The 24,775-nt window shown below is 72.9% G+C and carries 22 protein-coding genes; 6 read left to right on the top strand and 16 right to left on the bottom strand.

Translation table 11 applies throughout. The annotated features are described in order from the left end of the window. Nucleotides 1-60 precede the first annotated feature (60 nt). The 5 genes from KF840_20780 to ettA form a co-directional block, all read right to left on the bottom strand. Nucleotides 61-1,410: a PD40 domain-containing protein gene (locus tag KF840_20780; protein MBX3027341.1), complete on the bottom strand. Its 1,350-nt coding sequence runs from the start codon at nt 1,408-1,410 to the stop codon at nt 61-63. A 119-nt stretch (nt 1,411-1,529) separates the two neighbouring features. Then, nucleotides 1,530-3,260 carry an ABC transporter permease subunit gene (locus KF840_20775; protein MBX3027340.1) on the bottom strand — a complete coding sequence of 577 codons (1,731 nt, stop codon included), beginning with the start codon at nt 3,258-3,260 and terminating at the stop codon, nt 1,530-1,532. Between the two features lie 26 nt (nt 3,261-3,286). Then, the gene (locus KF840_20770; GenBank protein ID MBX3027339.1) at nt 3,287-4,576 is read right to left on the bottom strand and encodes a nitrate/sulfonate/bicarbonate ABC transporter ATP-binding protein; all 1,290 of its coding nucleotides are present in this window, start codon (nt 4,574-4,576) and stop codon (nt 3,287-3,289) included. Between the two features lie 182 nt (nt 4,577-4,758). Continuing rightward, complete coding sequence (gene rnhA, locus KF840_20765) at nt 4,759-5,475, bottom strand: ribonuclease HI (GenBank protein ID MBX3027338.1); 717 nt, start codon at nt 5,473-5,475, stop codon at nt 4,759-4,761. A 79-nt stretch (nt 5,476-5,554) separates the two neighbouring features. Continuing rightward, nucleotides 5,555-7,204 carry an energy-dependent translational throttle protein EttA gene (gene ettA / locus KF840_20760; protein ID MBX3027337.1) on the bottom strand — a complete coding sequence of 550 codons (1,650 nt, stop codon included), beginning with the start codon at nt 7,202-7,204 and terminating at the stop codon, nt 5,555-5,557. Between the two features lie 174 nt (nt 7,205-7,378). On the opposite strand from ettA, the gene KF840_20755 reads away from it, so the two are divergent. Next, a complete protein-coding gene (locus tag KF840_20755) occupies nt 7,379-8,563 on the top strand; it encodes an FIST C-terminal domain-containing protein (GenBank protein ID MBX3027336.1) in 1,185 nt (394 codons plus the stop codon). Between the two features lie 97 nt (nt 8,564-8,660). Here KF840_20755 and KF840_20750 read toward each other — a convergent pair whose 3' ends face one another. Next, nucleotides 8,661-9,182, bottom strand: coding sequence for a hypothetical protein (locus KF840_20750; GenBank protein ID MBX3027335.1), 522 nt, complete (start codon nt 9,180-9,182; stop codon nt 8,661-8,663). A gap of 386 nt (nt 9,183-9,568) precedes the next feature. Next, nucleotides 9,569-10,477 (bottom strand): hypothetical protein, encoded by a 909-nt coding sequence (locus tag KF840_20745; protein ID MBX3027334.1) that lies wholly within the window; start codon nt 10,475-10,477, stop codon nt 9,569-9,571. Between the two features lie 127 nt (nt 10,478-10,604). On the opposite strand from KF840_20745, the gene KF840_20740 reads away from it, so the two are divergent. Beyond that, nucleotides 10,605-10,829 (top strand): hypothetical protein, encoded by a 225-nt coding sequence (locus KF840_20740; protein MBX3027333.1) that lies wholly within the window; start codon nt 10,605-10,607, stop codon nt 10,827-10,829. A gap of 48 nt (nt 10,830-10,877) precedes the next feature. Here KF840_20740 and KF840_20735 read toward each other — a convergent pair whose 3' ends face one another. The 3 genes from KF840_20735 to KF840_20725 all read right to left on the bottom strand — a co-directional run bounded on the left by KF840_20735 (nt 10,878) and on the right by KF840_20725 (nt 13,873). After that, nucleotides 10,878-11,660 carry an SDR family oxidoreductase gene (locus KF840_20735; GenBank protein ID MBX3027332.1) on the bottom strand — a complete coding sequence of 261 codons (783 nt, stop codon included), beginning with the start codon at nt 11,658-11,660 and terminating at the stop codon, nt 10,878-10,880. Nucleotides 11,661-11,754: 94 nt separating this feature from the next. Further along, on the bottom strand, nt 11,755-12,663 hold the full coding sequence (locus KF840_20730) for a TIGR03619 family F420-dependent LLM class oxidoreductase (protein MBX3027331.1): 909 nt from the start codon (nt 12,661-12,663) through the stop codon (nt 11,755-11,757). A gap of 55 nt (nt 12,664-12,718) precedes the next feature. After that, nucleotides 12,719-13,873, bottom strand: coding sequence for an LLM class flavin-dependent oxidoreductase (locus KF840_20725; GenBank protein MBX3027330.1), 1,155 nt, complete (start codon nt 13,871-13,873; stop codon nt 12,719-12,721). 230 nt (nt 13,874-14,103) lie between these two features. Between KF840_20725 and KF840_20720 the strand changes: the two genes are divergently transcribed. Further along, complete coding sequence (locus KF840_20720; GenBank protein MBX3027329.1) at nt 14,104-14,913, top strand: enoyl-CoA hydratase/isomerase family protein; 810 nt, start codon at nt 14,104-14,106, stop codon at nt 14,911-14,913. Between the two features lie 366 nt (nt 14,914-15,279). Here the strand turns inward: KF840_20720 and KF840_20715 are convergent, their stop codons facing one another. From KF840_20715 to KF840_20690, 6 genes are all read right to left on the bottom strand, one after another. Next, nucleotides 15,280-17,118, bottom strand: a complete 1,839-nt coding sequence (locus tag KF840_20715; GenBank protein ID MBX3027328.1) for a response regulator — start codon at nt 17,116-17,118, stop codon at nt 15,280-15,282. A 175-nt stretch (nt 17,119-17,293) separates the two neighbouring features. After that, complete coding sequence (locus KF840_20710) at nt 17,294-18,046, bottom strand: glucose 1-dehydrogenase (protein ID MBX3027327.1); 753 nt, start codon at nt 18,044-18,046, stop codon at nt 17,294-17,296. 1 nt (nt 18,047) lies between these two features. Beyond that, on the bottom strand, nt 18,048-18,512 hold the full coding sequence (locus KF840_20705; protein MBX3027326.1) for a VOC family protein: 465 nt from the start codon (nt 18,510-18,512) through the stop codon (nt 18,048-18,050). 32 nt (nt 18,513-18,544) lie between these two features. Beyond that, entirely contained in the window at nt 18,545-19,657 is a 1,113-nt protein-coding gene (locus KF840_20700) for an amidohydrolase (GenBank protein ID MBX3027325.1), read from the bottom strand. A gap of 81 nt (nt 19,658-19,738) precedes the next feature. After that, the gene (locus KF840_20695) at nt 19,739-20,440 is read right to left on the bottom strand and encodes a TetR/AcrR family transcriptional regulator (GenBank protein ID MBX3027324.1); all 702 of its coding nucleotides are present in this window, start codon (nt 20,438-20,440) and stop codon (nt 19,739-19,741) included. Then, nucleotides 20,437-21,342 carry a hypothetical protein gene (locus KF840_20690; protein MBX3027323.1) on the bottom strand — a complete coding sequence of 302 codons (906 nt, stop codon included), beginning with the start codon at nt 21,340-21,342 and terminating at the stop codon, nt 20,437-20,439. Before KF840_20690 ends, KF840_20695 begins: the two co-directional genes overlap by 4 nt. Nucleotides 21,343-21,501: 159 nt before the next feature. Here KF840_20690 and KF840_20685 point away from each other — a divergent pair, with 159 nt between their 5' ends. The 3 genes from KF840_20685 to KF840_20675 are packed head-to-tail and all read left to right on the top strand — an operon-like array spanning nt 21,502 to nt 24,766. Next, a complete protein-coding gene (locus tag KF840_20685; GenBank protein MBX3027322.1) occupies nt 21,502-22,338 on the top strand; it encodes a PrsW family intramembrane metalloprotease in 837 nt (278 codons plus the stop codon). 41 nt (nt 22,339-22,379) lie between these two features. Beyond that, nucleotides 22,380-22,820, top strand: coding sequence for a PaaI family thioesterase (locus KF840_20680; GenBank protein ID MBX3027321.1), 441 nt, complete (start codon nt 22,380-22,382; stop codon nt 22,818-22,820). 47 nt (nt 22,821-22,867) lie between these two features. Then, complete coding sequence (locus KF840_20675; protein MBX3027320.1) at nt 22,868-24,766, top strand: hypothetical protein; 1,899 nt, start codon at nt 22,868-22,870, stop codon at nt 24,764-24,766. The last annotated feature ends 9 nt before the right edge of the window (nt 24,767-24,775 follow it).

Raw genomic sequence — 24,775 nt, 5'->3', positions numbered from 1 at the left:
CGCGACCGGCGGGGGCGGCCGAGATATCCGGTTGGCGCCCCGGTGGCGCGCGGCGGCGGGTCAGCGCCGGACGTAGCGGCCGATGCGGGTTTCCTGGACGAAGGACGGCTCCCGTGTCGGGTCGGCGCCGCCGCAGCCGAGGCCCTGGTGGGCAAAGGACGGCGGGTCGCCGAGCAGCGCCGCGGCGGCGTCGCGCATCTCGCTGGCGATGCCGAAGGGGATCTTCTCGACCCGGTCGACGCCGCGCAGGCGGGCGATGAAGTCGCGACGCAGCCTGCGGACGACGCAGCCCTGGTCGACGCGGCGGCCGTCGGTGAACCTGGCCTCGGACCAGAGCAGGCGTTCGCCCCTGGGATCCCAGGCGAATTCGGGGATCACCCAGCCGTCGCTGCCGGAGCGGGTGAGGCGGCGCAGGCGGCCGGGCTGGAAGCGGGTGCGGGCGGCGTTCCACTCGAGCTCCATCTCGTAGAGGTCGGTGGCCTGCTCGAGGATCGGCTGCAGGAAGCTGTCGCTGAACACGAACAGGATGAGTTGGTAGTCGTAGCTCGCCGGCAGGTCGAGGAGCTGGGCGGTGTGGGCCCAGTCGTTGTGGGCGCCGGGAAGGTTGCGCGACGACATGAAGAGGATGCGCCGCATGTCCGGGGTGAAGATCGCCTGCTCGTCCCAGGCCGGGTCGAAGGTGAGACGGGTGCGGCGGCACGTGCCGCGGTCGCGATCGGGCAGACGGCAGAAGAAGAGCTCCGGGTTGATCGCCGTGTCGACGGTCTCGGTGTAGAGGAATCCCGAGCCGTCGGGCGCCCACCACTGGGTCTCGTACCAGTGGCCGTTGCCGGGGCGGACGACGTGCGCGCCGACCAGGCGCGGGCCGTCGGGGCCGTCGGGGTCGAAGCGGGCGACGCGAACGTCGGAGCGGCCGTTGCCGCCGTCGGCGGGGTTCCAGTTGAGCGAGGTCCAGGCGATGTGGGTGCCGTCGGGCGACCAGTAGGCGTGGAAGTTGTCGTGGAATTCGCCGTCGTTGGTGAGGTTGGTGCGCTGGCTGCCGTCGGGCCGCATCACCCACACCTCGGAGCCGATGCCGCCGAAGCCGGGGCCGCCGATCTTCACCTGGTGACCGGCCCAGGAGTGGAAGAGGATCCAGTCGCCGCCCGGGCGCACCACCGGCACCTGGTTCGGTCCCTCGAGGCCGCAGGTGAGGCAGACCGTGTCGCGGCCGTCGAGCCGCGAGCGGTAGATCTGGCGCGTGCCGTCGTTGTCCTCGTCGCGCGGCAGCGGGTCGTGCCAGACGACGGTGGCGTCGTCGAGCCAGTCCGGCGCCTGGCCGATGAGATAGGAATTGGTCTCGACCACGAAGCTGTCGGCGACCGCGGGCGCGGCGGCGATCAGCAGCGCGAACGCAAGAGCGACCACCATTCTGCTTCCCCCCGGCGCCCACCATGCTCCGGCCGGGGCGCGTTGCTCAAGCGCCGGAGCGCCACCCGGCAGCGACGACCGGGCTCCGCCAGCGCGGGGGATTCCCCGTCGGCTGACGGTCAGCGGTTCAGGCTGAAGCGCGCGTCCGCGTACCGCCCGAGGCGGCGCCACACCGTCCGGTTGATGGCGACGATGCCGAGCGACATGGTCAGCACGCCGGCCGCGAGGAGGGGGAAGTTGCCGGCGGCGGTGGCGGTGGTGATCAGCGAGCCGAGGCCGGGCGCGATCAGCGTGTCGCCGCGGTAGCGCACGTACTCGGCGACGATGCTGGCGTTCCAGGCGCCGCCGGCGGCGGTGATCAGACCGGTGATCAGGTAGGGGACGATCGCCGGCAGGTAGAGGGTGCGCCAGCGCGCCCAGCGGCCGAGGCCGCAGACCGCGGCGACCTCGCGCAGATCGTGCGGCATGGCGCCGGCGCCGGCGAGGACGTTGAAGAGGATGTACCACTGCGAGCCGAGCAGCATCAGCGCCACGCAGCCCCAGGCGAACGGCACGCCGGCGGCGAGGATGGCGAGGGTGACGAGGGGGAAGATCATCGGCGCCGGGAAGGCGGCGGCGACCTGGATGATCGGCTGCAGGATGCGGGTGCGGGCGGGGGAGAGGCCGATCCAGATGCCGACCGGCACCGTCCACAGGGCGCCGATGGCGAGCGCCGCGTAGGTGCGGAGGAAGGTGAGGCCGAGCGCGGCGGCGAGCTGGCGCCACTCGGCGGCGGTGAGCGCGTGCAGCATCGTCACCAGATGGGCGGCGCCGAGCAGCGCCAGCGCGGCGAAGCCGAGCCCGACCCCCGCGCCGAGCAGGCGGGACGCGGCGCGACCGCTCTCGCCGGCGGCAGCGGAGGGCGCGGCGGCGGCCCGACTCTCGAACAGGGCCAGCACCCGCGCCGCCCGCTGCTCCGCCCAGGCGATGGCGCGCGACCGCCGCAGCAGGGCGAGCACCCAGGAGGTGGCGCCGACGTCGGCCTCGGTCTCCTCGAGCTTGAACTTCTGCGCCCAGGCGAGCGCCGGGCGCCAGACGAGCTGGTCGACGACGACGATCATGACGATCATCGCCACGGTGGCGGCGGCCATGGCGCGGACGTCGCCGCGGTCGATGGCGACGCTCATGTACGACCCGATGCCGGGCAGGCGGAAGTCGTGGTCGCCGAGGGTGAACGCCTCGTTGACGGTGAGGAAGAACCAGCCCCCGGCCATCGACATCATCGAGTTCCACACCAGGCCGATCATCGCCGCCGGCACTTCGACGACGCTGAAGGTCTTCCACCAGCCGAAGCGGTAGACGCGCGCCGCCTCGCGCAGCTCGAGCGGGACGGCGCGCAGCGAGCCGTAGGACGAGAAGGTCATGTTCCACACCTGGCCGGTGAAGATCATCACCACGCAGGCGAGCTCGAGGCCGATGTTCGAGCCGGGGAACAGCGCCACCATGCCGAGCACCAGACCGGGGAGGAAGCCGAGCACGGGGATGCCCTGGAGGATGTCGAGCACCGGGATCATCACCCGCTCGGCCACGCGCCGGTGGGCGGCGATGCTGCCGTAGACGAGCGTGAAGGCGAGCGACAGCAGGTAGGCGGCGACGCCGCGCGCCAGCGACAGCAGGGTGTAGCCGGGGAGCGCGCACAGCGAGAGGTCGATGTCGACGGTCGGGCGCAGCGGCGCCGTCCAGCGGCGGGCGAGGGCGACGACGCCGGCCACCAGCGCCGCCAGCGCGACGACGATCAGCAGGTCGATCCACCACGCGCCCGCGATGGGCAACTCGCGGCGCTGCGGGCCGGGACGGCGGGCGAGCGGCATCGGCCAGCCTCGGGTGGGGCGCGGCGTCAGCGCGGCGCGTCGGGTGGCGCCGCCGATTCCGGGTCGAGGAACAGCGCGTCGTCGCTGGCGTCGTAGCGCAGCAGCTCGCCGTAACGGCTCCAGGTGACGATGGCGTCGAACAGCTCCGGCGTCGATTCGTTGGGCACGAAGCAGGCGAGCTCCTCGCGCACCACGTCGGCCGGCAGGCGCGCGCCGGGGGCCTGGCGCAGGCGATCGAACAGGAAGGCGAAGGTCGGGGTGCGCAGCAGTTGGCGCTGGAAGAGGCGCTTGCGGCCGTTCTCGTCGCTGGCGACGAGCTCGCGGCCGACCGGCGTCACCAGGACGTCCTGCTTCGGGGTCGCCACCAGCTCGAGCAGCTCGGCCGCCTTGACCACGAGGATGCTGCGTCCGAGGTCGAGCCGCAGGCGGTTCGCCAGCTCGAAGAGGTCGATGCGGTCGCCGTGGTCGTGCACCACCTCGAGCAGGCCGATGACCTCGTTGACCGAGACGTTGGGCACCGGCTCGAGGCGTGGCCGGCCGGCGGCGCGGCGCTCGTCGGGCAGGTGGATCGCGGTGATCGCGGCGTGGATCTCGTCGACCAGCTCGAGGAATGCCGGATCGCGGTACTCGCGCGGGTGCGGCAGCTCGTTCACCAGCACCTGCTTCACGCTCCCCGGGTTGGCGGCCATGATGAGGATGCGATCGGCGAGGAACACCGCCTCCTCGATCAGGTGGGTGATCAGCAACAGGCTCTTCAGGCCCATGCTGCCGCGCGACCACAGGCCGTAGACCTCGGAGCGCAGCGCCTCCGCGGTCAGCACGTCGAGCGCCGAGAAGGGCTCGTCCATGCACAGCAGCTCCGGCCCGCCGACCAGCGCCCTGGCGATGCCGACGCGCTGCTTCATGCCGCCCGACAGCTCCTTCGGATACGCCTCCTCGAAGCCCTCGAGGCCGACGAGGTCGATGGCGTGGCCGACGCGCTGCCGCGCCTCGGCGGCGGCGAGGCCGCGGCGATAGAGGCCGACGCCGACGTTGTCGGCGACGGTGAGCCACGGGTAGAGCGCGAAGCTCTGGAAGACGATCGCGGCGCCGGGGTGGAACCCGCGCAGCGGTTGGCCGTGGCAGAGCACCTCGCCTGTGGTCGGCGGAATCAGCCCGGTGAGGATGCGCAGCAGCGTCGACTTGCCGCAGCCCGACGGCCCGAGGACGGCGACCACCTCGCCGGCGGGGATCGCCAGGCTGACGTCGCGCAGCACCGGCAGGGCGCGGCCGTCGCTGGCGTACGACTTGCCCACCCCGCGCAGCTCGGCGAGCATCTCGGGAGGGGTGGGTGCCGCCGGCGCGCCGCTCACGGGGGTGTTCTAGTGCCGATCGGCGGGCGACGCCACAGCGCCGGCGTCGCGCCGGAATGGGATGCGGCGTCGGGTGGCCGAGGAAGGGCCGGTGCGCGGTTGGGGATCGCGACTGTTCACCCCAGCAGCGCCACGGCAGCGGCAACCTATTTCAGCGACGCGCCCCAGGCGCGCAGGATGGCGGCCTCGTCGTCGGCGCTGGTGGCCTTCTTGAAGCGGGCGCCGGAGACGCCGCGCACCCGGCGCTCGCACTCGGCCCAGGTCGGATGGCGCATGGCGACGCCGCCGACCAGGCTGAGGTAGGCGTAGGCGGGAGCGGACTTGCTGTTGCCGCTGCCGCTGCTCCGCTTCGGCACCGAGGTGTCCGCGGGGCGCTCGTGGATGGCGACGGGGTAGCCGGCGCGCGGTCCGTCGTAGAGGTCCGGGCGCTCGCCGGCGGCGAATCCGGTGGCGATCTCGTCGCAGCGCTCGTTGCCGGGGATGGCGGAGTGGCCGCGCACGTAGTGCCAGTGGATGCCGCCCCGCCCGCGCCCGGCGACCTCGAGGGCCAGCGCCTCCCAGAGCTCGCGGTTGAGCACCGGCTGTCCCTCGGCGGTCCGCCAGCCGCGGCGCCGCCAGCCATGGATCCACTCGGTGATGCCGCGGATGACGTAGGTCGAGTCGGTGTGCAGCTCGATCTTTCCCTCCACCCCGCGCGCCGCGCGCAGCGCCTCGATCACCCCGGTGAGCTCCATCTTGTTGTTGGTGGTGTGCGGCGCCCCGTCGCCGAGCTCGCGCACCCGCTCCTCGGTGGCGACGATCGCCCCCCAACCGCCGGGGCCGGGATTTCCCTTGGCGGCGCCGTCGGTGAAGATGGTGATCATTGCTGCAGGGATTGGGAGGTCGGGGTTGCGGGCTGGGGAGAAGAGCGCCCGATCTCCATGGCCGCCAACCCTTTCTTCCTCACCGCTGCAGCGGCCTGAACTTGATCCGGTGCGGCTGATCCGCATCGGTGCCCAGCCGCCGGTGCAGATCGGCGTCGTAGTCCTGGAAGTTGCCCTCGAACCACTCGATGTGGCTGTCGCCCTCGAAGGCGAGGATGTGGGTGGCGATGCGGTCGAGGAACCAGCGATCGTGGGAGATGACGACGACGCAGCCGGAGAAGCCGAGCAGGGCGTCCTCGAGGGCGCGCAGGGTGTCGACGTCGAGGTCGTTGGTCGGCTCGTCGAGCAGCAGGACGTTGCCACCGCGGCGGATCATCTTCGCCAGTTGGACGCGATTGCGCTCGCCGCCGGAGAGCAGGCCGACCTTCTTCTGCTGATCGGAGCCCTTGAAGGCGAACGAGGCGACGTAGGCGCGGGCCGGGATCTCGCGCTTGCCGACCTTGATGCGGTCGTCGCCCTGGCTGATCTCCTCGAACACCGTCTTGTCGGGATCGAGGGTGTCGCGCGACTGGTCGACGTAGGCGAGTTGCACCGTCTCGCCGATCCGCAGGGCGCCGGCGTCGGGCTGCTCCTGGCCGATGATCATGCGGAACAGCGTCGTCTTGCCGGCGCCGTTGGCGCCGATGACGCCGACGATGCCGCCCGGCGGCAGCGAGAAGGAGAGGTCGTCGATCAGCAGCCGGTCGCCGTAGCCCTTGCGCAGGCCCGTGGCCTCGACCACCAGGTCGCCGAGACGTGGCGGCGGCGGGATGGCGATCTCGACCGTCTCCGGGGCGCGGTTCTCCTCTTCGCCGCGCAGCGCCTCGTAGGCGCTGATGCGCGCCTTGCTCTTCGCCTGGCGGGCGCGCGGCGACATCTTGATCCACTCCAGCTCGCGCGACAGGGTGCGCTGGCGGGCCGAGGCCTGTTTCTCCTCGTGCTCCAGGCGCTCGCGCTTCTTGCCGAGCCAGGCGGAGTAGTTGCCCTCGAAGGGAATGCCGCGTCCGCGGTCGAGCTCGAGGATCCAGCCGGCGATGTTGTCGAGGAAGTAGCGGTCGTGGGTGACGGCGACGACGGTGCCCGGATACTCCTGGAGATGGCGCTCGAGCCAGGCCACCGACTCGGCGTCGAGGTGGTTGGTGGGCTCGTCGAGCAGCAGCAGGTCGGGCTTCTGCAGCAGCAGGCGGCAGAGGGCGACGCGGCGGCGCTCGCCGCCGGAGAGGGTGGAGACGTCGGCGTCGGGCGGCGGCAGGCGCAGCGCGTCCATGGCGATGTCGAGCTGGCGGTCGAGCTCCCAGGCGTTGGCGGCGTCGATCCGGTCCTGCAGCGCCGCCTGGCGGTCGAGCAGCTTGGTCATCTGCGCGTCGTCCATCGGCTCGGCGAGCTGCGCCGAGACCGCCTCGAAGTCGGTGAGCAGGGCGCGCGTGTCGGCCACCCCCTCCTCGACGTTGCCGAGCACGGTCTTGGCGGCGTCGAGCTGCGGCTCCTGCGGCAGGAAGCCGACCCGCACCCCGGCGGTCGGCTTGGCGTCGCCGGTGAACTCGCCGTCGACGCCGGCCATGATGCGCAGCAGGGTGCTCTTGCCGGCGCCGTTGGGGCCGAGAACGCCGATCTTGGCCCCGGGGAGGAAGGCGAGGGTGATGTCGTCGAGCAGGACGCGGTCGGCCACCGCCTTCCGCAGCTTGTGCATGGTGTAGACGAATTCGGGCACGGCGTCTCCTGTGGAAGCGGAGACACGTAGCGCATGCGTGACGCGGTAGCCAGCGGCCCTCCCGGCGCCGGGGGCGATCGCAGATGAGAGGGCGGCGGGGGCTGCGAGGCGGCGCGATTGCGCTACACTCGCGGCTGGAGCGCGCAGCACGGCATGAAGTGGGCATCGGCAGCGAGCGAGGAAGCGCGGCTCGAGCGAGCGATCGAGCGGGCCGCCGGCGTGCTCCGCGATGCGCTCGGCGGTTGCCGGCCGACGCTGGTGCTCGCGTTCATTTCGCCGCACCACGCGGCGGAACACGACCGCATCCCGGCGCGCATCGCCGAGGCCCTGCCGGGGGCGCTGCTGCTCGGCTGCTCGGGCGGCGGCGTGATCGGCGGCGGGCGCGAGATCGAGCGGCGCCCCGGCGTGTCGCTGACCGCGGCGTATCTTCCCGGGGTGGCGATGGCGCCGTTCCACCTCACCAACGACGCGGTGCCGGCGCCGGAGAGCGAGCCGGAGGCGCTGGCGCGCCTGGTCGCGGTCGATTCCGCCTCCGCGCCGCAGTTCGTGGTGCTCTCCGATCCCTTCACCTTCGACACCGAGAGCCTGATCCGCGGCCTCGACCGCGCCTATCCCGGCAGCACGACCGTCGGCGGCATCGCCAGCGGCGGCCGCGACGCCGGCAGCAACGCGCTGTTTCTCGGCGAGCGCGTGCACCGCAGCGGCGCCGTCGGCGTCGCCCTGAGCGGCAACGTGGCCGTCGACACCATCGTCGCCCAGGGCTGCCGGCCGGTGGGCGAGCCGATGTTCGTCACCGCCGGCGAGCGCAACGTCATCCGCGCCCTCGACGGCCGCTCGCCGCTCGCCGTCCTGCAGGAGCTGCACGACCGACTCGATCCGCGCGACCGCCAGCTCGCCCGCCACTCGCTGTTCGTCGGCATCGTCATGCGGGAGGATCGCCAGCAGTACGGGCAGGGCGACTTCCTCATCCGCAACCTGATCGGCATCGATCAGGCGTCGGGGGCGCTGGCGATCGGCGCCCTCGTCGACCCCAACGCGGTCGTGCAGTTCCACCTGCGTGACGCCGAGACCTCGGCGCACGATCTCGAAGCCCTGCTACAGCGATACTGCCGGGCGGATCCGCCACCGACCCCGGGCTCCCTGCTGTTCTCCTGCCTCGGTCGCGGTCAGTTCCTGTACGGCCGCCCCGATCACGACAGCGAGCTCTTCCGCCGCTACCTCGGCGACGTCCCGCTCGGCGGCTTCTTCTGCAACGGCGAGATCGGACCGGTGCACGGCGGCACCTTCCTGCACGGCTACACCAGCGCCTTCGCGCTCTTCCGCGGCCGCGAAGTGTGACGCCCGTTGGGGGGCGCCACGAACGGCAGGCCAGCTCCGGTCGTCGACGGTCGGAACGAAGGGCGTCGCAGGGACGCGTCGGCCTGCCCGCCGACCGCTACTCGAGGCGCGCCCGCTGCAACATGCCGCGGAAGGCGAGGCGCTGGCCGGCGAGCGTCAGGTCGGGACCGGTAGCCTTGAAGAACCAGGGCCCGCCCTCGCCCTCGATGACCGCGCCGAGCAGCCGCGAGTGCGGCTGCGCCGTCGCCGGCCCCATCCCCATCTGACCCGGCTGCAGCGTGCCCTCGGCGTCGACCCAGGTGACCCGCAGGCCGCCGGTGGTCTCGAAGGTCTCGCGCTGCGGGCCGGTCCCAGGATCCGGCGTGATCTGGGAGATCCAGCGCTGGATGTTGGCATCGATGTCTCCGCCCTGGCCGGCGCCGAAGTGGAACACCGCCAACTCGGCGGGCCCTCCCGGCCCAGCGATGATCGCCTGCGCGGCGCGCATCGACGAGGCCGGCGGCACCGACATCCATCCGGCCGGCAACTCGATTCGCAGGCCTTTGACGTCGAGCGGCGTTCCAGCCGACTCCCCGCCACGAATGCAGCCGAGGAAGCAGCTCATGACGGCTACCGCCACGATTAATCGCGACCGAACAGTCATTCATGGCTCCTTATTGAAGCTGGCAAAATCGCGGCCAGATCCGATCCGCTGCACGGACTTTCTCCACTCTGTTGCGGCACGATTAAGGATTTTGGCGGTTCGATGATGGGTTGCCGATTCTTTCTGAGGTGATAGCGGCAAGTTGCTGATTATTCGCGATTTATCCTTGGTCCGTCGATGCCCATTGTGTGGGCAATTCAACTCTGGGCCTACGCTGGAAAGGCTCCGGCAATCGTAGTCAACAGGTTATCCACAGAAAGGTGTGGCCAACTCGGTCGCGATTGGAAGAACGGCTACCGGTCAGTGGATAAGTATTCGGGTTAACCCTAACTGGGCGCGCCATCCTGACAACGGGGCGCCGTTCAGAGGGTCCAGTCGTCGCCGTCGGTGGCGCCGAAAGGTGGTGGTGGCAGCTCGGCGCGCTGCCCGCCGGCGGGCGCCGGCTCGCCGAGGTGTGGCGGTCGCGCGCCGCCGGAGCGCTCGAGTGACTTCAGCAGCTCCGGGACGGCGCGGCACGCCGCGGCGGCCCGGCTTCTGATGATCTGGTTGAGCTCGCCGAGGCGACCCGCCCAGCGCAGCGGATTGTCGCGATAGTCGGCGACCTCGTGCTGGATGCCGCGCAGGGCGCCGTGGAACTGGGCGATGCGCGCCGCCGTCTCGGCGTTGAAGAGGGTCAGGTCGCGCAGCGCGCCCTCGATGATGGGATGGTCGAGGGAGGGGAACGAGGTCGGCGTGTCGAGCGCCACGACCCGGCGCAGGACGGCGTCGATGCGCCGCAGCTCGAGGAGCATGGCGCTGGCGAGTGCGCGGCGGGCGCGCTGGCGTTCGCGGCGTTCGCCGGCGCGAGCGAGGCGGGCGCCGAGCCAGGCGGAGAGCAGGGCGAGGAGCACGCCGAGCACGACGTGCAGCAGGCCGGGGTCGAGCGCGCCGAGCGCCGCGCCTGCCGGCAGCGCGGCGACCGGCGGGGCCGGCGGCATGGTCGGCGGGAGCGCGGCGATGCGGGTGGGGGTGAGCGTCGGCTCGGCGGTGGGCGTCGCGCTGGGTGGCGCCGCGGTCGGCGTGTCGGCCGGGGTGTCGGTCGGCGGCGCGGTCGCGACCGCGGTATCGGTGGCGGTGGCGGTGGCGCGGCGCGTCGGTCGACGCGTCGGCGTATCGGCAACGCTCGTCGCCGTCTGCGCCGGCGCGCCGTCGGGCAACGGCTCGGCGGTGAGCGTGCCCGCGTCCTGGGCGAGCGCCTGGACGCCGCACAGCGCCGCCAGCGCGACCAGCATCCTCCAACGCCCCATCATCACGCGGCGCGCTGTACTACGGATCGTCCACGGAGGCCACAGAGGCGGAGACGGCTGGCGCTTCGTCGGCGCTCCGCTACATGCACGGCGAACCCAGGAGGAGGACCCCATGACGCGATCCACGATCCTGACCACCGCGGCGTTGGCGCTGGCGCTCGCCGGCGCACTCTGGGCGACGCACTCCGACGCCAAGACCAAGGGCGGCTGCACCGACGCCCAGGTCTGTTGCCGCTATCTGCAGGACGGCGCCACCGCGCTCGACTGCATGGACGCGAAGGCGTGCGCGGCCGCCGGCGGCAAGGAGGTGCCCAACAAAGCCCTGTGCGCCGAATAGCCGCCGCCGGCGCGGCCGCGGCGCGCCGCGCGCGTCGCGCCGCCGCGTTCAGTGGAAGAAGTGGCCGCCGTTCACGTCGAGCGCCTGGCCGGTGACGACGCGCGACAGGTCGGAGGCGAAGAAGAGCACCGCATCGGCGATCTCCTCCGATGTCGGAATGTGGTTGAGCGCGGTGCGCGCGGCGATCTGCCGGTAGATGTCGTCCGGCGTGACGCCCTGCTGCCTGGCGAGCGAGTTGAAGTAGCCCTCGAGCGCCGCGCCCCAGATGTAGCCGGGGACGACGCTGTTGACGCGGATCTTCTCCGGCCCGAGCTCGCGGGCGAGCGACTGGGCGGCGACCATCAGCGCGCCCTTCGACGACGCGTAGCTGGCGAAGCGCGGCTCGATGATCCGCATCGACATCGAGTTGATGAAGATGATCGACCCGCCGCCGCCGCGTTGGCGCATGTGGGTGACGACCGCCTGGGTGAGCTGCAGGGCGCCGAAGACGTTGACGTCGAACACCTTGCGCCACTCGGCGAGGTCGATGTCGGCGAACAGCGGCTCGACCCCGCCCCTGAAGGCGTTGTTGACGAGAATGTCGATGCGCCCGAGCTCCCTCAGCGCCGTGTCCACCAGCCGCCGGCTGTCCTCCGCCCTGGCGATGTCGGTCGGCACCTCGACCGCCCGCCGACCGAGGGCGCGCACCTCGGCGCCCACCGCCGCCAGCTTGTCGACGCCGCGCGCCGCCAGCACGACGTCGGCTCCCTCCCGGGCCAACGCCAGCGAGATGTCGCGCCCCATGCCGGGGCCGATGCCGGAGACGATGGCGACGCGATTCTCCAAGAGCATGTGCTTTCCTTCTGTCACCGCAGGGACGCGGAGGGGCGGCGATCGCCCGCCAGTCCGAGGCCTCCGTGCCTCCGCGTCTCCGCGGTGAAATTGGTCATTGGTTGATCAGTGGCAGGATGTCGGCGCCGAAAGCCGCGATCTGGTCGCACAGCTCGTCGCAGCTCCGGCTGCGGAATCGGATGCCGCAGTGCTGGACCCCGAGCGCCTTGATGCCGCGGAAGATCTCGGCCAGCTCGGCGGGCGAGCCGGTGCGGTCGTTGGGACCGAGGGCGAACGGCGCGCGGCCGATGTAGAGCCAGGGCGCGTTCATCCCGAGGTCGAGCGGCGCCTCGCCGCGGCGCGCCCGGCGGTGGTTCCGGATGAGCTCGATCGCCGCCGGCATGCCCATCTCCGGCACGCCCTGCGGCAGCCAGCCGTCGCCCCGCTCGGCGACGCGGCGCAGCGCCGGCGGCGTCGAGCCGCCGACCCAGATCGGCGGTCGCGGCCGCTGCAGCGGGCGCGGGCGCTGGCCGAGGTCGCGCACGCGCCACGTCGTGCCGGCGAAGGTCGGGTACTCGTCGCTCCAGGCGGCGACGATGAGATCGATGGCCTCGTCGAGCAGGGCGCCGCGGCGCGTGAAGTCGACGCCCAGCGCCGCGAACTCCGCTTCGACGTGCCCGGCGCCGACACCGAGGATGATCCGCCCGCCCGACAGCGCATCGAGGGTCGCGAACGCCTTGGCGGTGATCAGCGGATGCCGGTAGGGCGCCACCCACACGTACGACAGCAGGCGGACGCGCGTCGTCGCCGCGGCGAGGAAGCCGAGCGTGGCGACGGCGTCGTACCACGTCGTCGACATCGCCGCCGCGTGCGAGCGCGGCACCGCCACGTGATCCGACACCGCGAGATAGAAGAGCCCCGCCGCGTCGGCCGCGTGGGCGACGCGCCGCATCTCGGCCTGGCCGGCGGTGGCCTCCCACGGCTGCGCGAAGGTGGCGCTCTGCGCGGCCACCGGCAGTTGCATGCCGCAGACGAGCGTGCCGGCGGGGCAGATGGAGACGGCGGGGAAGGTCACGCGCTCACGACACCGCCGCCCGCGGGCCGCCGCTCGTGCGCAGCGCGGCTTCGCGATAGCGGGTCGTGCTGTGCACCGGGTCCTTGTCGAAACGCGGCTGCACCTCGGCGCCGAACAGGCGGACGGTTTCGAGCGCGGTCTCCTGCGCCATGGTGGAGGCGAGGATGCCGAAGATGATCTGGTCGCAGCCGATGTCGACGTACTGCTGCACCGCCCTGGCGCACTCGTCGGGGTCGCCGACGATGCGCTGGCCGCTGGCGATGCGCTCCTCGAGCTGTGCCGGGGTCGGATCGGGGATCAGCTTCGGCCACTCGGGGACGCCGGCGGGGCGCGGGAAGGTGTCGAGGTACCGGAAGACGAGGCTGGTGTGGTAGCCGCTGCCCATCGTCAGCGCGACCTCGCGGGCCCGCTTGCGGTCCTCCAGGCAGACCATCTGGGTGACGCAGGCGACGTTGTCGTTCACGTACTCGCCCACCGGCTCGGCGTGCCGGATGTTGTCCTTGTAGATGCGGATCAGCGGCTCGAAGTCCTTCGGCGAGCCCAGGCTGAAACACAGCGCGCCGAGGCCGAGTCGGCCCGCCTTCTCGAAGGTCGACGGGCTGCCGCACGCCACCCACAGCGGCGGATGCGGCTTGCTGTACGGCTTGGGCAGCACGTTGCGCTCGGGCATCGAGAAGTACGTGCCCTGGAAGCTGTAGCGGGTCTCGCGCCACATGCGCAGGATCTCGCGCAGCGATTCGTCGAACATGTTGCGCGTCGTCTCGCCGTCGGGAATGCTGAAGCCCTTGAATTCGGTGCTCGACGAGCCGCGGCCGGTGCCGAACTCGAAGCGGCCCTCGCTCAGGTGGTCGAGCATCGCCACCCGCTCGGCCATGCGCGCCGGGTGATTCACCGGCGGCGTGATGTTGTAGATCGCCGAGCCGACGTGGATGCGCTCGGTCTTGGCGGCGACGTAGGGCAGGAAGATCTCCGACGCCGAGATGTGCGAGTACTCCTCGAGGAAGTGATGCTCGACCGACCAGACGTACTTCCAGCCGGCGCGGTCGCAGGCGATCGCCACCTCGAGCTCGCGCATCAACCGGTCGTGCTCCGCGTTGACCGGATCGGCTTCCATTTCGTGGCGCGGCACGTGCGCCTGAACGAACAGTCCGAACTCCATCAGTCCTCCTGAAGCGCCGTGCATACTATAGGGGGTCGGGCTGCGCCATGGCGATGCGCACGCCTGGAGGGCCGCGCTTCCGCGCGGCCGGGCGACGCGGACGGCGTGGCAACGACCGCATCCCGGCGCCGCGGCCACGCCGAGGCGCTGCCGGCGATGCGGCACCAGGGCACGGCCGCGCGGGAGCGCGGCCCTCCAATCGCCGGTCCCATGTGATAGCGGATGGCCGCATGCCGGTGCGCTTCGATCTGCCGTCCGATCATCCGCACGTCGCCGTCGTCACCCTCGATCGGCCGGAACGCGCCAACGCGCTCGATCCGGCGATGCTGGTCGAGCTGGCGGCGGCCTGGCGGCGCATCGCCGGCGATCCCGAGATCCGCTGCGCCGTCCTCACCGGCGCGGGCGAGCGCGTCTTCTGCGCCGGCATGGACCTGCGCGCCACCATCCCGGCGGCGCAGGCCCTGGCGCGCGGCGAGCGCCTCGCGGCGGTCGACTTCGAGGGCCTGCGCAGCGTCGCCACCGCGACCCTGGCCGGCTTCGATCTCGACACGCCGTTGGTGTGCGCGATCAACGGCCACGCCCGCGCCGGCGGCTTCGACCTCATGCTGGCCTCGGAGATCCGGGTCGCGGTGCCGGCGGCGACCTTCGCCCTCGAGGAGGTGGCGCTCGGGCTCTATCCCACCGGTCACGCCAGCGTCCTGCTGGCGCGGCAGATCCCCTGGGCGCACGCGCACGAGCTGCTGCTCACGGCGCGGCCGATCGACGCCGAGCGGGCGCTGGCGATCGGGCTGCTCAACCGCCTCGTGCCGCCGGCGGAGCTCATGCCGACCGCGCTGGCGATCGCCGACGCGATCGCCGCCAACGCGCCGCTGGCGGTGCGCGCGACCCGCGCCGGGGTGCGCGAGCTGCTGTCGCTGCCGCTCGCCGAGGCCTATCGCCGCCAGGAGGAGCTCGGGCGGCCGCTACGCCGCAGCGAGGACGCGCGCGAGGCGCAGCGCGCGTTCGTCGAGAAGCGCCGCCCGGTCTGGCGCGGCCGCTAGCAGTCCGTTGAGAAACAGGCGGCGTAGCGAGGGCGAGGGATTGTGCGCCAGATCGAGGCGCCGAACCGGAGGCAAACCGGTCGGTTGTGTCGAGGATTCGGCAACGAAGAGCTGGCGCACAAGACCTGTCCGGAGTAGCCGACCTGCTGTTCGACGGGCTGCTAGCCTTGATGAGACAGAAAACTCCTCACCACGGAGGCACGGAGACACGGAGGGCTTGGTGCCATAGCGAAGGCGCGGGGCCTCTTTTCACTCGATTTCCAATGAACTTTGGGAGGACCACTGGGCGGGCTTCGAGATCAGTACTCTCCGTGCCTCCGTGGTGAAGGTCTTTTGTCGCATCAAGGCTAGCTGTGCCGGCCGCGCTCAGCGGCCGCTCGCCGCCGGCTCCGGCTCGTCGGCGGTCGCCAGGGGCAGCGACACGGTGACGGTGGTGCCCTCGCCGAGCGTGCTCTCGATGCCGATGTGGCCGCCGTGCGCGCCGACCAGGGCGCGGGCGATGAACAGGCCGAGGCCGGTGCCCTCGCGCGCCTGTCGGGTCATGCCGCGCCGATAGAGCTGGAAGACGCTCTCCAGCTCCTCGGGGGCGATGCCGGCGCCGGTGTCGCTGACCTGCAGCGTGATCGCCTCGGCGCTGCGGCCGGCGCGGAGGCCGATGCGGCCGCCCGGCGGCGTGAACTTGAGCGCGTTGTGCATCAGGTTGGTGAGCACGCGTTCGAGCGCCACCGGGTCGGCGGCGATGACGCCGAGGGCGTCGTCGACCCGGCGCTCGCAGGCGATGCGCGCGCGCGCCGCGGCGGCGCGGAACTGGTCGAGGACGCCGTCGATCAGCGTCGCGACGTCCACCGGCTTGCGCGTGATGCTGAGCTGTCCGGCCTCGATCTGGCCGAGGTTGAGGTAGTTCGCGACCAGGGTCAGCACGGCGCCGGCGTTCGCCTGGATGCGCGCCAGCAGGTCCTGCTGCTGCTCGTTCAGCGGCCCGACCTCGCCGAGCAGCTCGGCGAACCCGAGCACGATGCCGAGCGGGTTCTTGATGTCGTGGGTGAGCATGGCGAGGAACTGCTGGCGCTGGCGCGTCAGCTCCTGGCGGGCGCTGACGTCGCGGGCGATGCTCAGGAAGCCATCGCGGCCGTCGAAGCGCAGCGGGCGGCGCACCACCTCGACTGGAATCTCGCGGCCGCTGCGCGCCACCCAGGTCGTCTCGAAGGGCGCGTCGGCGCCGCGCGCCGGCGCGCCGCGCTCGACCTCGCCGAGGTCGCGGCCGACGCATTCGTCGACCGGCCACCCGAGATAGGCGGCGCCGATGCGGTTGACGTGGCGGATGGTGCCGTCGGCGTCGTGCAGGATGACGATCTCGGGGATCGCTTCGACCAGCGCCCGCCAGCGCGCATCGGCATCGCGCAGGGCGCGATTGCGTTCCTCGAGCCGCTCCTCGATGCGGATCATCGCCCGCTGGCGGCGCGCCGCGGCGGCGACCTCGAGCAGGCGCGTCGGGTCGGCGGGCCACGGCACGCTGGCGGCGGCGCCGTGGCGCGCCAGCCCCACCGCGTCGCCGCCGGCCGCCGGATCGACCAGCGCGATGGCGGCGGTCGGCGATCCCGCGGCCGTGACGGCGGACAGCAGCTCGGTCGCCGGCCCGTCCGGCAGGCGCTGATCGACGACGATCAGCTCGGGCTGCAGCGCCCGCCAGGCGGCGAGCGCCTCGGTGGCGCCGGCGGCGCAGTCGACCTGGTACCCGGCGCCCTGGAAGGCGGCGCGCAGGCGCTCGCGCTCCGCGGCGCTGGCGTGCGCGATCACCACCTGCGGCGCCGACTCGGGGCGGCGGCCGCTGAGCAGCGCCCGCGCATAGTCCTGCAGCGCCGAGGGCGCGAAGGGCGCGGCGAGGAAGCCGCTGGCGCCGAGCTCGAGGCTGCGCAGCTCCGCGTCGCTGCCGGAGAACGTCGCCGACACGACCAGGATCGGGATGTGGTTGCAGGCGCGGAGCTCCGGCGAGCGCAGCAAGCGGCAGAAGCGCCAGCCGTCGATGCCCGGCATGTGCAGGTCGGTGACGATCAGATCGACCGCCGGCGACTCGGCGAGCAGCGCCAGCGCCTCCTCCGCGCTGGCGCAGGTGCGCGTCGCGAATCCACCCTTGTCCAGCACCGCGGCGCTCAGCCGGAGCTGCGACGGATCGTCATTCACGATGAGCGCGACGGGACGGGGCATGTCCGGGTGACGACTATAATCGCTGCTCAGCGCATCGCATAGATCGAAAAAAGCAGGGGCGCGGCCGTGGGCCGCGTCCGGCCAGCGACCGGCCGTGGCGGCGCGAGGCCGGTGATCGTCGGTCGCGAGGGGAGAGACGACGATGCGCGCGGCGGCGCGGCGCGTCGCCGCGGCCTCACTGCACCACCATGCCGCCGTCGACGCGCAGCACCGCGCCGGTGATCCAGCGCGATTCGTCGGAGGCGAGGAAGACGGCGGCGTGGGCGACGTCGTCGATGGCGCCGACGCGGCCGAGCGGGATCCACATCGCGGTCTGGGCGCGCCCCTCCTCGCTGCCGAGGAACGGGGCATTGAGGTCGGTGGGCACCGGCCCCGGGGCGATGCAGTTGGCGCGCACCTGCTCGTGGCCGTATTCCGAGGCGAGGTAGTAGGTGAGGGTGACCAGGCCGCCCTTGGCGACGGCGTAGTCGGCGACGCCGGTCGGCGAGGCCTGGAAGGCGCCGTGCGAGGAGACGTTGATGATGGCGCCGCCGCCGCGCGCGACGAGGTGGGGCAGGGCGTATTTGGCGCAGAGGAACGGGCCGCGCAGGTTGATCGCCAGGGTGCGGTCCCACTCGTCGCTGGGCAGATCGGCGATGCGCCGGCCGTAGGCGATGACGGCGGCATTGTTGTAGAGCACGTCGAGGCCGCCGAAGTGCCGCGTCGCCGCCGCGACGGCGGCCGCGACCTGCGCCTCGTCGGCGACGTCGCAGTGGTGGAAGCGCGCCGCGTCGCCGAGCTCGGCGGCGAGGGCGCGGCCGGGCTCGGCGAGGACGTCGAGCAGCGCCACGCGGGCGCCCTCGGCGACGAAGCGCCGCGCCACGCCCGCGCCCTGGCCCTTGGCGGCGCCGGTGATGATCGCGATCTTGCCCGCGAGTCGACCGGCCATCTCACGCGCTCTCGTAGGGCAGCAGGGTGAGCGTCGGCGTCTGCACGATCTCGATCGGGAAGCCGTCGGGGTCGCGCACCACGCAGCATTCGATGCCGTTCACCAGGGTGGCGCGGGTCTCGGCGTCGACGGGCACTCCCTGGGCCCGCAGCTCGGCGAGGGTGGCGTCGAGGTCGGTGACGTAGAAGCTGAGGTGCGAATGTCCGATCTCGTTCGACGCCCGCCGCCGCGCCGCGCGCTCCGGCGGCGGGTTGGTGAAGGCGATGATCTCCATGCGGAAGCCGTCCCGCTGCATGAACACGCCGGTGAACTTCGCCCCCGGCACGCCCATCACCCGCGCCGTGGCGGCGTCGTCGAAGTCGAATTCGGCGACCACCGCGAAGCCCAGCACCTCGGTGTAGAACCGCTTCGAGCGGCCGAGGTCCGACACGCAATGCGAGTAGTGCAACAAACGCGCGTTCTTCATCTCCCGTGGCCTCCCTGCGCGCCCGCCCGCGGTCAGGCGTCGAGCCCGTACAGCCGCGCCGCGTTGCCGCCGCGCACCTTGTCCTGGGCGCTGGGCGGCAGCGCCAGGAGATGCTCCTCCAGCTCGCGCACGACGCCGGGGAAGGTGGCGTCGAGGTGCGGGTAGTCCGACGCCCAGACGATGCGGTCCTCGCCGATCACCGGCGCCAGCAGCGGCAGCGTCGTCTCGTCGGGATCGAAGGAGATGTAGCACTGGCGGCGGAAGTACTCGCTCGGCGTGGCGCGCAGCTCCGGCGCCATCCAGGCGTAGACCTTGGCGAAGTGGTCGAAGCGATCGAACCAGTGCGCCAGCCAGCCGCCGCCGGCCTCGAGGACGACGACGGTGAGCGTCGGGTGGCGTTCGAGCACGCCGCCGCACACCAGGTGGGAGAAGCCGATGTAGTTGTCGATGAAGAAGATCGAGGGGTGGCCCATGATCGGGGCGTCGAGGCGCAGGCCCTGGAAGGCGCCGGGCAGGTCGCCGGCGCCCGACGGGTGCAGCCCGATCGGCACGCCCATCTCGGCCGCCGCCGCCCAGAAGGGGTCGAAGTAGGGGTCGTGCAGGGCGCGGCTGCCGCAGGGATTGGGCCGGATGAAGGCGCCGCGCATGGCGAGCCCGCCGCAGGCGCGGCGCAGCTCGCGCACCGCCGCGTCGACGTCCTGCAATGGGATCGCGGCGACGCCGGTCAGCCGCCCGGGCGCGGCGCGGCAGTAGTCGGCGAGCCAGTCGTTGTAGACGCGGCAGCTCGCCTCGGCGAGCGCCGGATCGCGGATCGCCTCGAGAAAGAGACCGATCGACGGATAGAGCACGGCGACGTCGATGCCCTCGTCGTCCATGTCGACCAGCCGCCGCCGCGGATCGCTGCCGCCCGGCATCAGGTCGCGGTAGCGGACGCCCTTGCCGATGTCGTCGAACGGCCGCCCGGCCATGCCGACGCCGACGATGCCGAAGGGCAGCAGCGGCGCCCCTTCGAGGTGGACCTCCTCCTGCCGCGTGTCGGGGTTCCAGATCACCTGGAAGCCGCGATCGCGCAGCGCCGCTGGCAGCTCCCGCTGCCAGAGATCCGGCGGCTCGATGACGTGTCCGTCCGCATCGATGGTTTTCATTGCGCCTCCTGATCGCGCCCGGTGGAGCGGAGAACGGCGGACGCCGGGGGTGGCTCCGGGGCTCCGCGTGTCCGTGGGCGTCTACGTCTTCCGCAGCCGCGCCGACGGCCGCACCACGGCGCGGCGGATCAGCGTCGCCATCTCGGCCGCGCGCTCCTCCAGCGACGCGGCGCCGAAGGGGCCGCTGCGAAACGGCCGGCCGCGGTCGGGCAGCATGAGCTCGAACAGCACGATGCCGCCGATCGCCATGATGATCGCCATCGGCCGGTCGGCGTGGAACTCGCCGGCGGCGGCGCCGTCGGCGATGAACTGCATGAAGCGGCGGATGAAGTGGTCGAACACCGGCGGCGGCGCCGTCCCGGCGGTGCGCCAGGGCGCCAGGCGGTCGGCTTCGAGCAGGCCGTGGCAGAGGATGCGGGCGTTCAGCGGATCGCGACCATAGAAGTCGACCAGCGCCGCGACGAGCTGCTCGAGGCGCGCCGCGTAGGACGCCGGCGGCGCGTCGAACCAGCCCTCCGCCGCCCGCTGCAGGCGCTCGCCCAGGGCCTCGAAGACGGCGTGCAGCAGGACGCCCTTGTTGGCGAAGTAGTGGAACACCGTCGGCTTGGTGAGGCCGGTGCGGGCGGCGACGGTGGCGAAGCTGAGGCCGCTCGAGCCGCCGTCGGCGTAGAGGCGGCTCGCTTCCGCGATCAGACGGGCGCGCAGCAGCGGCGCCTGGCTCGGGCCGGGCGGCCGCCCGGGGCGACGGCGCGGCGCGGCGCGACCGGCGCGGCGCGCCGTCATGCCGCCACCGGCGGCGCGCCGTAGGCGGGCGGCCAGTACGGCGCCGGCACGAAGGCGCGGCGCAGGACGCGCTCGGGCATGATGGCGAGCGAATAGTCGCGGATGCCGGCGGCCATCAGCGCCGCCTCGCGCGCGTCGTTGGCGTAGCCACGGCGCGCGCTGGCGGCAAAGAGGAGCGCCAGGCGGCGGATCAGCGCCAGTTGCCAGCCGCGCATCGAACCGAGGAGGAAGGTGACGTGCCCGACCTCGTCGATCAGGATCTCGTCGAGCAGCAGGCGCACCCGGGCGGCGACCGCCGGGTGGGCGGCCAGCAGCTCCTCGCCCTGGCGCGCGAGCAGCGCGAAGGCGACGGTCCCCATGAGCTCGCCGGCGAGCAGCAGCATGTACGACGCCTGCCGCGGCAGGCGCGCCATCAGCTTCACCGACTGCTGGATCGGCCACGGCGGCGTGCGCAACTGGTAGTCGATGCCGAAGAGCGCCACCACCTCGCGCATGATGCGCGTGTGGTAGGTCTCCTCGAGGTCGGCGAAATCGCGCGGCTGCAACGCGCCGCCGGCGCCGAGCCCGTCGAACCCGCCGCGATCGAGCAGGTAGTCGACGCCCCAGCCCTCGCCTTCGTTGGCGCGCGCCACCTTCACCAGCCAGGCGATCAGCGGCGGGGCGCCGCCCAGCGGCTCGCGCGTGCGATGCCAGCGGGCGAATTCGGTCGGATCGATCGGCGGTCCGTCCCAGCGCGGCGCCGGCGTCGCGCGCAGGCGGGCGAAGAACGCCTCGCGCTCCGCCAGCGTGCGCGTCCGCAGGTCCGGCGCGCCGTCGCGCCGCAGGGCGAAGGCGACGAACTCGTCGGCGATGCGCCGCCGCTGATCCGCCGGCAGCGGCGCGAACAGGCGAGGGTCGAGCACGGCCGAGGGATATCAACCGCCCAGTCGATTGGTCAACGCGGAATCCGCCCCGCCGCCGCGATCGACGGCTGCGCGGGGGCTGGTGCCGTGTCCGCGTCCGTCGGCGTCGCGCCGGCCGCGCGTCTTGAACCGGCGCCGTCGCCCGGGCAGACACCCGGCGTGTCCGCCGCGCGTCTCCGCTCGATCGCCAGCGCGCTGATCGCCGCGCTGCTCCTGCTCGGGTTCGCCCGGCTGATGCGCGACGTGCCCTGGCCGCTGCTGGCGCTCTCCCTGGCGCCGGCGGCGATCGCGGCGGCCGTCGTGCTGCGCCTCGACCGCCGGTGGCAGCGCCGGCGGCGCCTGCTGCTCGGCGCCTTCCTGTGGGGCGCGGTCGCGGCGCCGGCGGTGGCGCTGCTGCTCAACCGGGCGGCGCGCGCCGGGCTCGGCGAACTGGCCGGCGCGGCGACGGCGACCTGGCTCGCCGGCGCGCTGGCCGCGCCGGCCATCGAGGAGATCGCCAAGGCGGCGGCGCTGGCGGCGCTGGCGCTGGGGTGGCGCGGCGCGCTGCGCGACGTGCGCGACGGCATCGTCGTCGGCGCCCTGATCGGCATCGGCTTCACCATGGCCGAGAACCTCTACTACTTCGCGCTCGCCGCGCTCGCCGGCGGCGCCGGCGGCCTCGCCGAGAGCGTCTACCTGCGCGCCGCGCTCGGCGGCCTGCTGCATCCGACGTTCACCGCCACCGCCGGCGCCGGCTTCGGGTGGGCGCCGCGCGGGCCGGACGCGCCGGCGATCGTCGCGCCGCTGCTCGGACTCCTGCTGGCGATCGGCCAGCACCTGCTGTGGAACGCCGTTGGCGCGCCATGGCTGAACGCGGCCCCGTGCGGCCCCGCCGCCGCGGCCTGCGGGCTCGACGGCCGGTTGTGGTACTGGCTCGTGGCCGCGCCGGCGATCGTGGCGCTGTTCCTCGCCCCGGGCCTGATCGGCCTGGCGCTGGCCGCGCGCCGGCGGGTGTGAGATGCGGCGGCGGGCCTGGCGACGGCGGAAGGAGCGCGGCGATGACGGACGAACGGGCGCGGCGGCTGAACGACTTCGGGCGTGATCGCCTGCCGGGGTTGCTCGGCCTGGAGATCCTCACCTGCACGGCGGAGCGCGTCACCGGCCGCATTCCGATCACCCCGCCGCTGATCGCCGGCACCGGCTTCCTCTGGGCGCCGGTGGTGATCGCGCTCGCCGACACGCTGTGCGCCTACGGCACGGGGGAGAACATGCCGGCCGGCGCGCGCAGCTTCACCACCGTCGAGCTGAAGACCAACTTCCTCGGCACCGTCGGCGTCGGCGCGACCATCCTCGGCGAGGCGACGCCGGTTCACCGCGGGCGGACGACCCAGGTGTGGGACGCGGTCGTCCGCGCCGACGGGCGGGAGCGACCGCTGGCGCTCTTCCGCTGCACCCAGATGATCCTCTACCCGGATCCCGCCGCCGGCGCGGCCACGTGAGACGAGCATCGCCAAGCTCCGCGGCGGTGCGCTAGGGTCGTCGTCGCATGGCCCCGGTCGACCGTCCGCCGCCGCTGGATCGCGCCGACGCCGCCGACGCCGATGGCGACCTGGAGCGCCGGGTGCGCATCGGCATCGCGTTGTGCGTCCTGCCGATCCTGCTCTTCGCGCTCTTCGACCTGCTGCTCCTGCCCGCCGCCGAGCTGCCCGTCTACTGGGGGATCAAGCTGGCGGCGCTGGCGGTGCTCGGCCTCTCGGTCGCGCTGCTGCGCCAGCGCCGGCCCTCGAGCCGGCGGCGCCTGGTCGCCGTCGGGCTGGGTTGCGTCACCGCCATGTACCTGCTGAGCACGACCTCGGCGATCCTGGCCCGCGACGCGGAGACCACGGGCATCATGTCGATGGCGGTCAGCCTGGCGACGGCGACCCTGCTGCCGTGGGGGGCGTGGCCGCAGCGCCTCGTCGTCGGCCTCGGCATCCTCTCCACCGCGCTGGCGCACCATTTCGGCGCCGGCGGGCTGCACGGCCTGCTGGGCTACCCGACCGTCGGCCTGTTGATCGGCATGGGCCTGTCGGTCCACGTCGCCGCCGAGCTCGAGCGCAGCCGCACCGCGCTCGCCCAACGGCGGGACGCGCAGCGCCGCGCCGCTGCCGAGGTGCGCCAGCTCAACGAGCGGCTCGAAGCGCGGGTGCGCGAGCGCACGGCGCAACTCGAACGGCTGAACGGCGAGCTGCAGGCCGAGATCGAGGAGCGCGGCCGCTATGCCGCCGAGCTGCGGCAGTCGCAGGCCGCCGCGTCGGCGCTGATCGAGAACGCCGAGGACGCGATCTGGGCGATCGACCGCGCCGGCCGGCTGCTGATCCGCAATGCGGCGGTGCGGCACCGCTACGCCGTCGCGACCGGCAGCGAGCTGACGAACCCGGACGACTACCCGGCGGCGGTGCGCCAGCATCTCGCCGCCTACTGGGCGCCGCTCTACGCCCGCGGCCTGGTGGGCGAGCGCTTCACCGACGAGCAGGTCATCGATGGGCCGCACGGCCGGCGCATCTTCGTCAACGCCTTCAACCCGATCGTCATCGACGGCGAGGTCGCCGGCCTCGCGGTGTTCAGCAGCGAGGTGACCGAGCAGCGGCGTTCGGAAGAGGCGGCGCGGCAGCGGCAGGCGGAGCTGACGCACGTGCAGCGGCTGTCGACGCTGGGCGAGATGGCCGCCGGCCTGGCGCACGAGATCAACCAGCCGCTGGCGGCGATCGTCAACTACGCCCGCGGCTGCGCCCGCCGGCTGCGCGGCGATCCGGGCAGCGTGCCCGAGGTGATGCCGGCGCTCGACAGCATCGCCACCGAGGCGCTGCGGGCCGGCGAGGTCATCCGCCGGCTGCGCCAACTGGTGCGCAAGGAGGCGCCGCGCCAGGAGACGATCGATCTCAACGCGCTGGTCGAGGAGGCGGCGCGGATCATCGAGCCGGAGGCGCGGCAGGCCGGCGTCGAGATCGAGGAGCTCTTCGCCGTGGCGCTGCCGGCGGTGGTCGGGGATCCGATCCAGGTGGAACAGGTGGTGCTCAACCTGCTGCGCAACGCGGTCGAGGCGATGAGCGGCGGCCCGCCGCGGCGGATCCTGCAGCTCACCACGCGGCCGACGGGAAGCGGCATGGCGGAGGTCGCGGTGCGCGACACCGGCCCCGGCGTCGCCGCCGGCGTGGCCGAGGCGATGTTCGAGCCCTTCGTCTCCACCAAGCCCAACGGCATCGGCGTGGGACTGTCGATCAGCCGCACCATCATCGAATCGCACCACGGGCGGCTGTGGGCGTCCGCCAACGCCGAGGGCGGCATGACCTTCCGCTTCGCCCTGCCGGCGGCGGGCGAGACGGCGGCGCGCGCCATTTCCGATGGCGTCGCGGCCGCGCCGGCGCGGCGCGACATCGGCGCGTCCGCCCCGCGCGGGGGCTGACGGAGGCCT

Source organism: bacterium (genome assembly GCA_019637795.1).
In the GTDB taxonomy this organism is placed as follows: domain Bacteria; phylum Desulfobacterota; class Binatia; order HRBIN30; family CADEER01; genus JAHBUY01.
Note: the sequence above shows the minus strand (reverse complement) of the source record. Positions and strands in the feature narration are given on the sequence as shown.

Bases quoted from the DNA above. Each gene is read 5' to 3' on its own strand.
- KF840_20745 (MBX3027334.1), bottom strand. From the start codon at position 10,477: ATGCTGGTCGCGCTGGCGGCGCTGTGCGGCGTCCAGGCGCTCGCCCAG.
- KF840_20775 (MBX3027340.1), bottom strand. From the start codon at position 3,260: ATGCCGCTCGCCCGCCGTCCCGGCCCGCAGCGCCGCGAGTTGCCCATC.
- KF840_20725 (MBX3027330.1), bottom strand. From the start codon at position 13,873: ATGGAGTTCGGACTGTTCGTTCAGGCGCACGTGCCGCGCCACGAAATG.
- ettA (MBX3027337.1), bottom strand. From the start codon at position 7,204: ATGCACAAGCTGCGGAAGGCGGTGGCCGACCGCGTCCTGCTCGACGAC.
- KF840_20740 (MBX3027333.1), top strand. From the start codon at position 10,605: ATGACGCGATCCACGATCCTGACCACCGCGGCGTTGGCGCTGGCGCTC.
- KF840_20715 (MBX3027328.1), bottom strand. From the start codon at position 17,118: ATGCCCCGTCCCGTCGCGCTCATCGTGAATGACGATCCGTCGCAGCTC.
- KF840_20705 (MBX3027326.1), bottom strand. From the start codon at position 18,512: ATGAAGAACGCGCGTTTGTTGCACTACTCGCATTGCGTGTCGGACCTC.
- KF840_20720 (MBX3027329.1), top strand. From the start codon at position 14,104: ATGCCGGTGCGCTTCGATCTGCCGTCCGATCATCCGCACGTCGCCGTC.
- KF840_20695 (MBX3027324.1), bottom strand. From the start codon at position 20,440: ATGACGGCGCGCCGCGCCGGTCGCGCCGCGCCGCGCCGTCGCCCCGGG.
- KF840_20735 (MBX3027332.1), bottom strand. From the start codon at position 11,660: ATGCTCTTGGAGAATCGCGTCGCCATCGTCTCCGGCATCGGCCCCGGC.
- rnhA (MBX3027338.1), bottom strand. From the start codon at position 5,475: ATGATCACCATCTTCACCGACGGCGCCGCCAAGGGAAATCCCGGCCCC.
- KF840_20680 (MBX3027321.1), top strand. From the start codon at position 22,380: ATGACGGACGAACGGGCGCGGCGGCTGAACGACTTCGGGCGTGATCGC.
- KF840_20675 (MBX3027320.1), top strand. From the start codon at position 22,868: ATGGCCCCGGTCGACCGTCCGCCGCCGCTGGATCGCGCCGACGCCGCC.
- KF840_20700 (MBX3027325.1), bottom strand. From the start codon at position 19,657: ATGAAAACCATCGATGCGGACGGACACGTCATCGAGCCGCCGGATCTC.
- KF840_20710 (MBX3027327.1), bottom strand. From the start codon at position 18,046: ATGGCCGGTCGACTCGCGGGCAAGATCGCGATCATCACCGGCGCCGCC.
- KF840_20730 (MBX3027331.1), bottom strand. From the start codon at position 12,663: ATGCAACTGCCGGTGGCCGCGCAGAGCGCCACCTTCGCGCAGCCGTGG.
- KF840_20755 (MBX3027336.1), top strand. From the start codon at position 7,379: ATGAAGTGGGCATCGGCAGCGAGCGAGGAAGCGCGGCTCGAGCGAGCG.
- KF840_20770 (MBX3027339.1), bottom strand. From the start codon at position 4,576: ATGCTCGCCGAGCTGCGCGGGGTGGGCAAGTCGTACGCCAGCGACGGC.
- KF840_20780 (MBX3027341.1), bottom strand. From the start codon at position 1,410: ATGGTGGTCGCTCTTGCGTTCGCGCTGCTGATCGCCGCCGCGCCCGCG.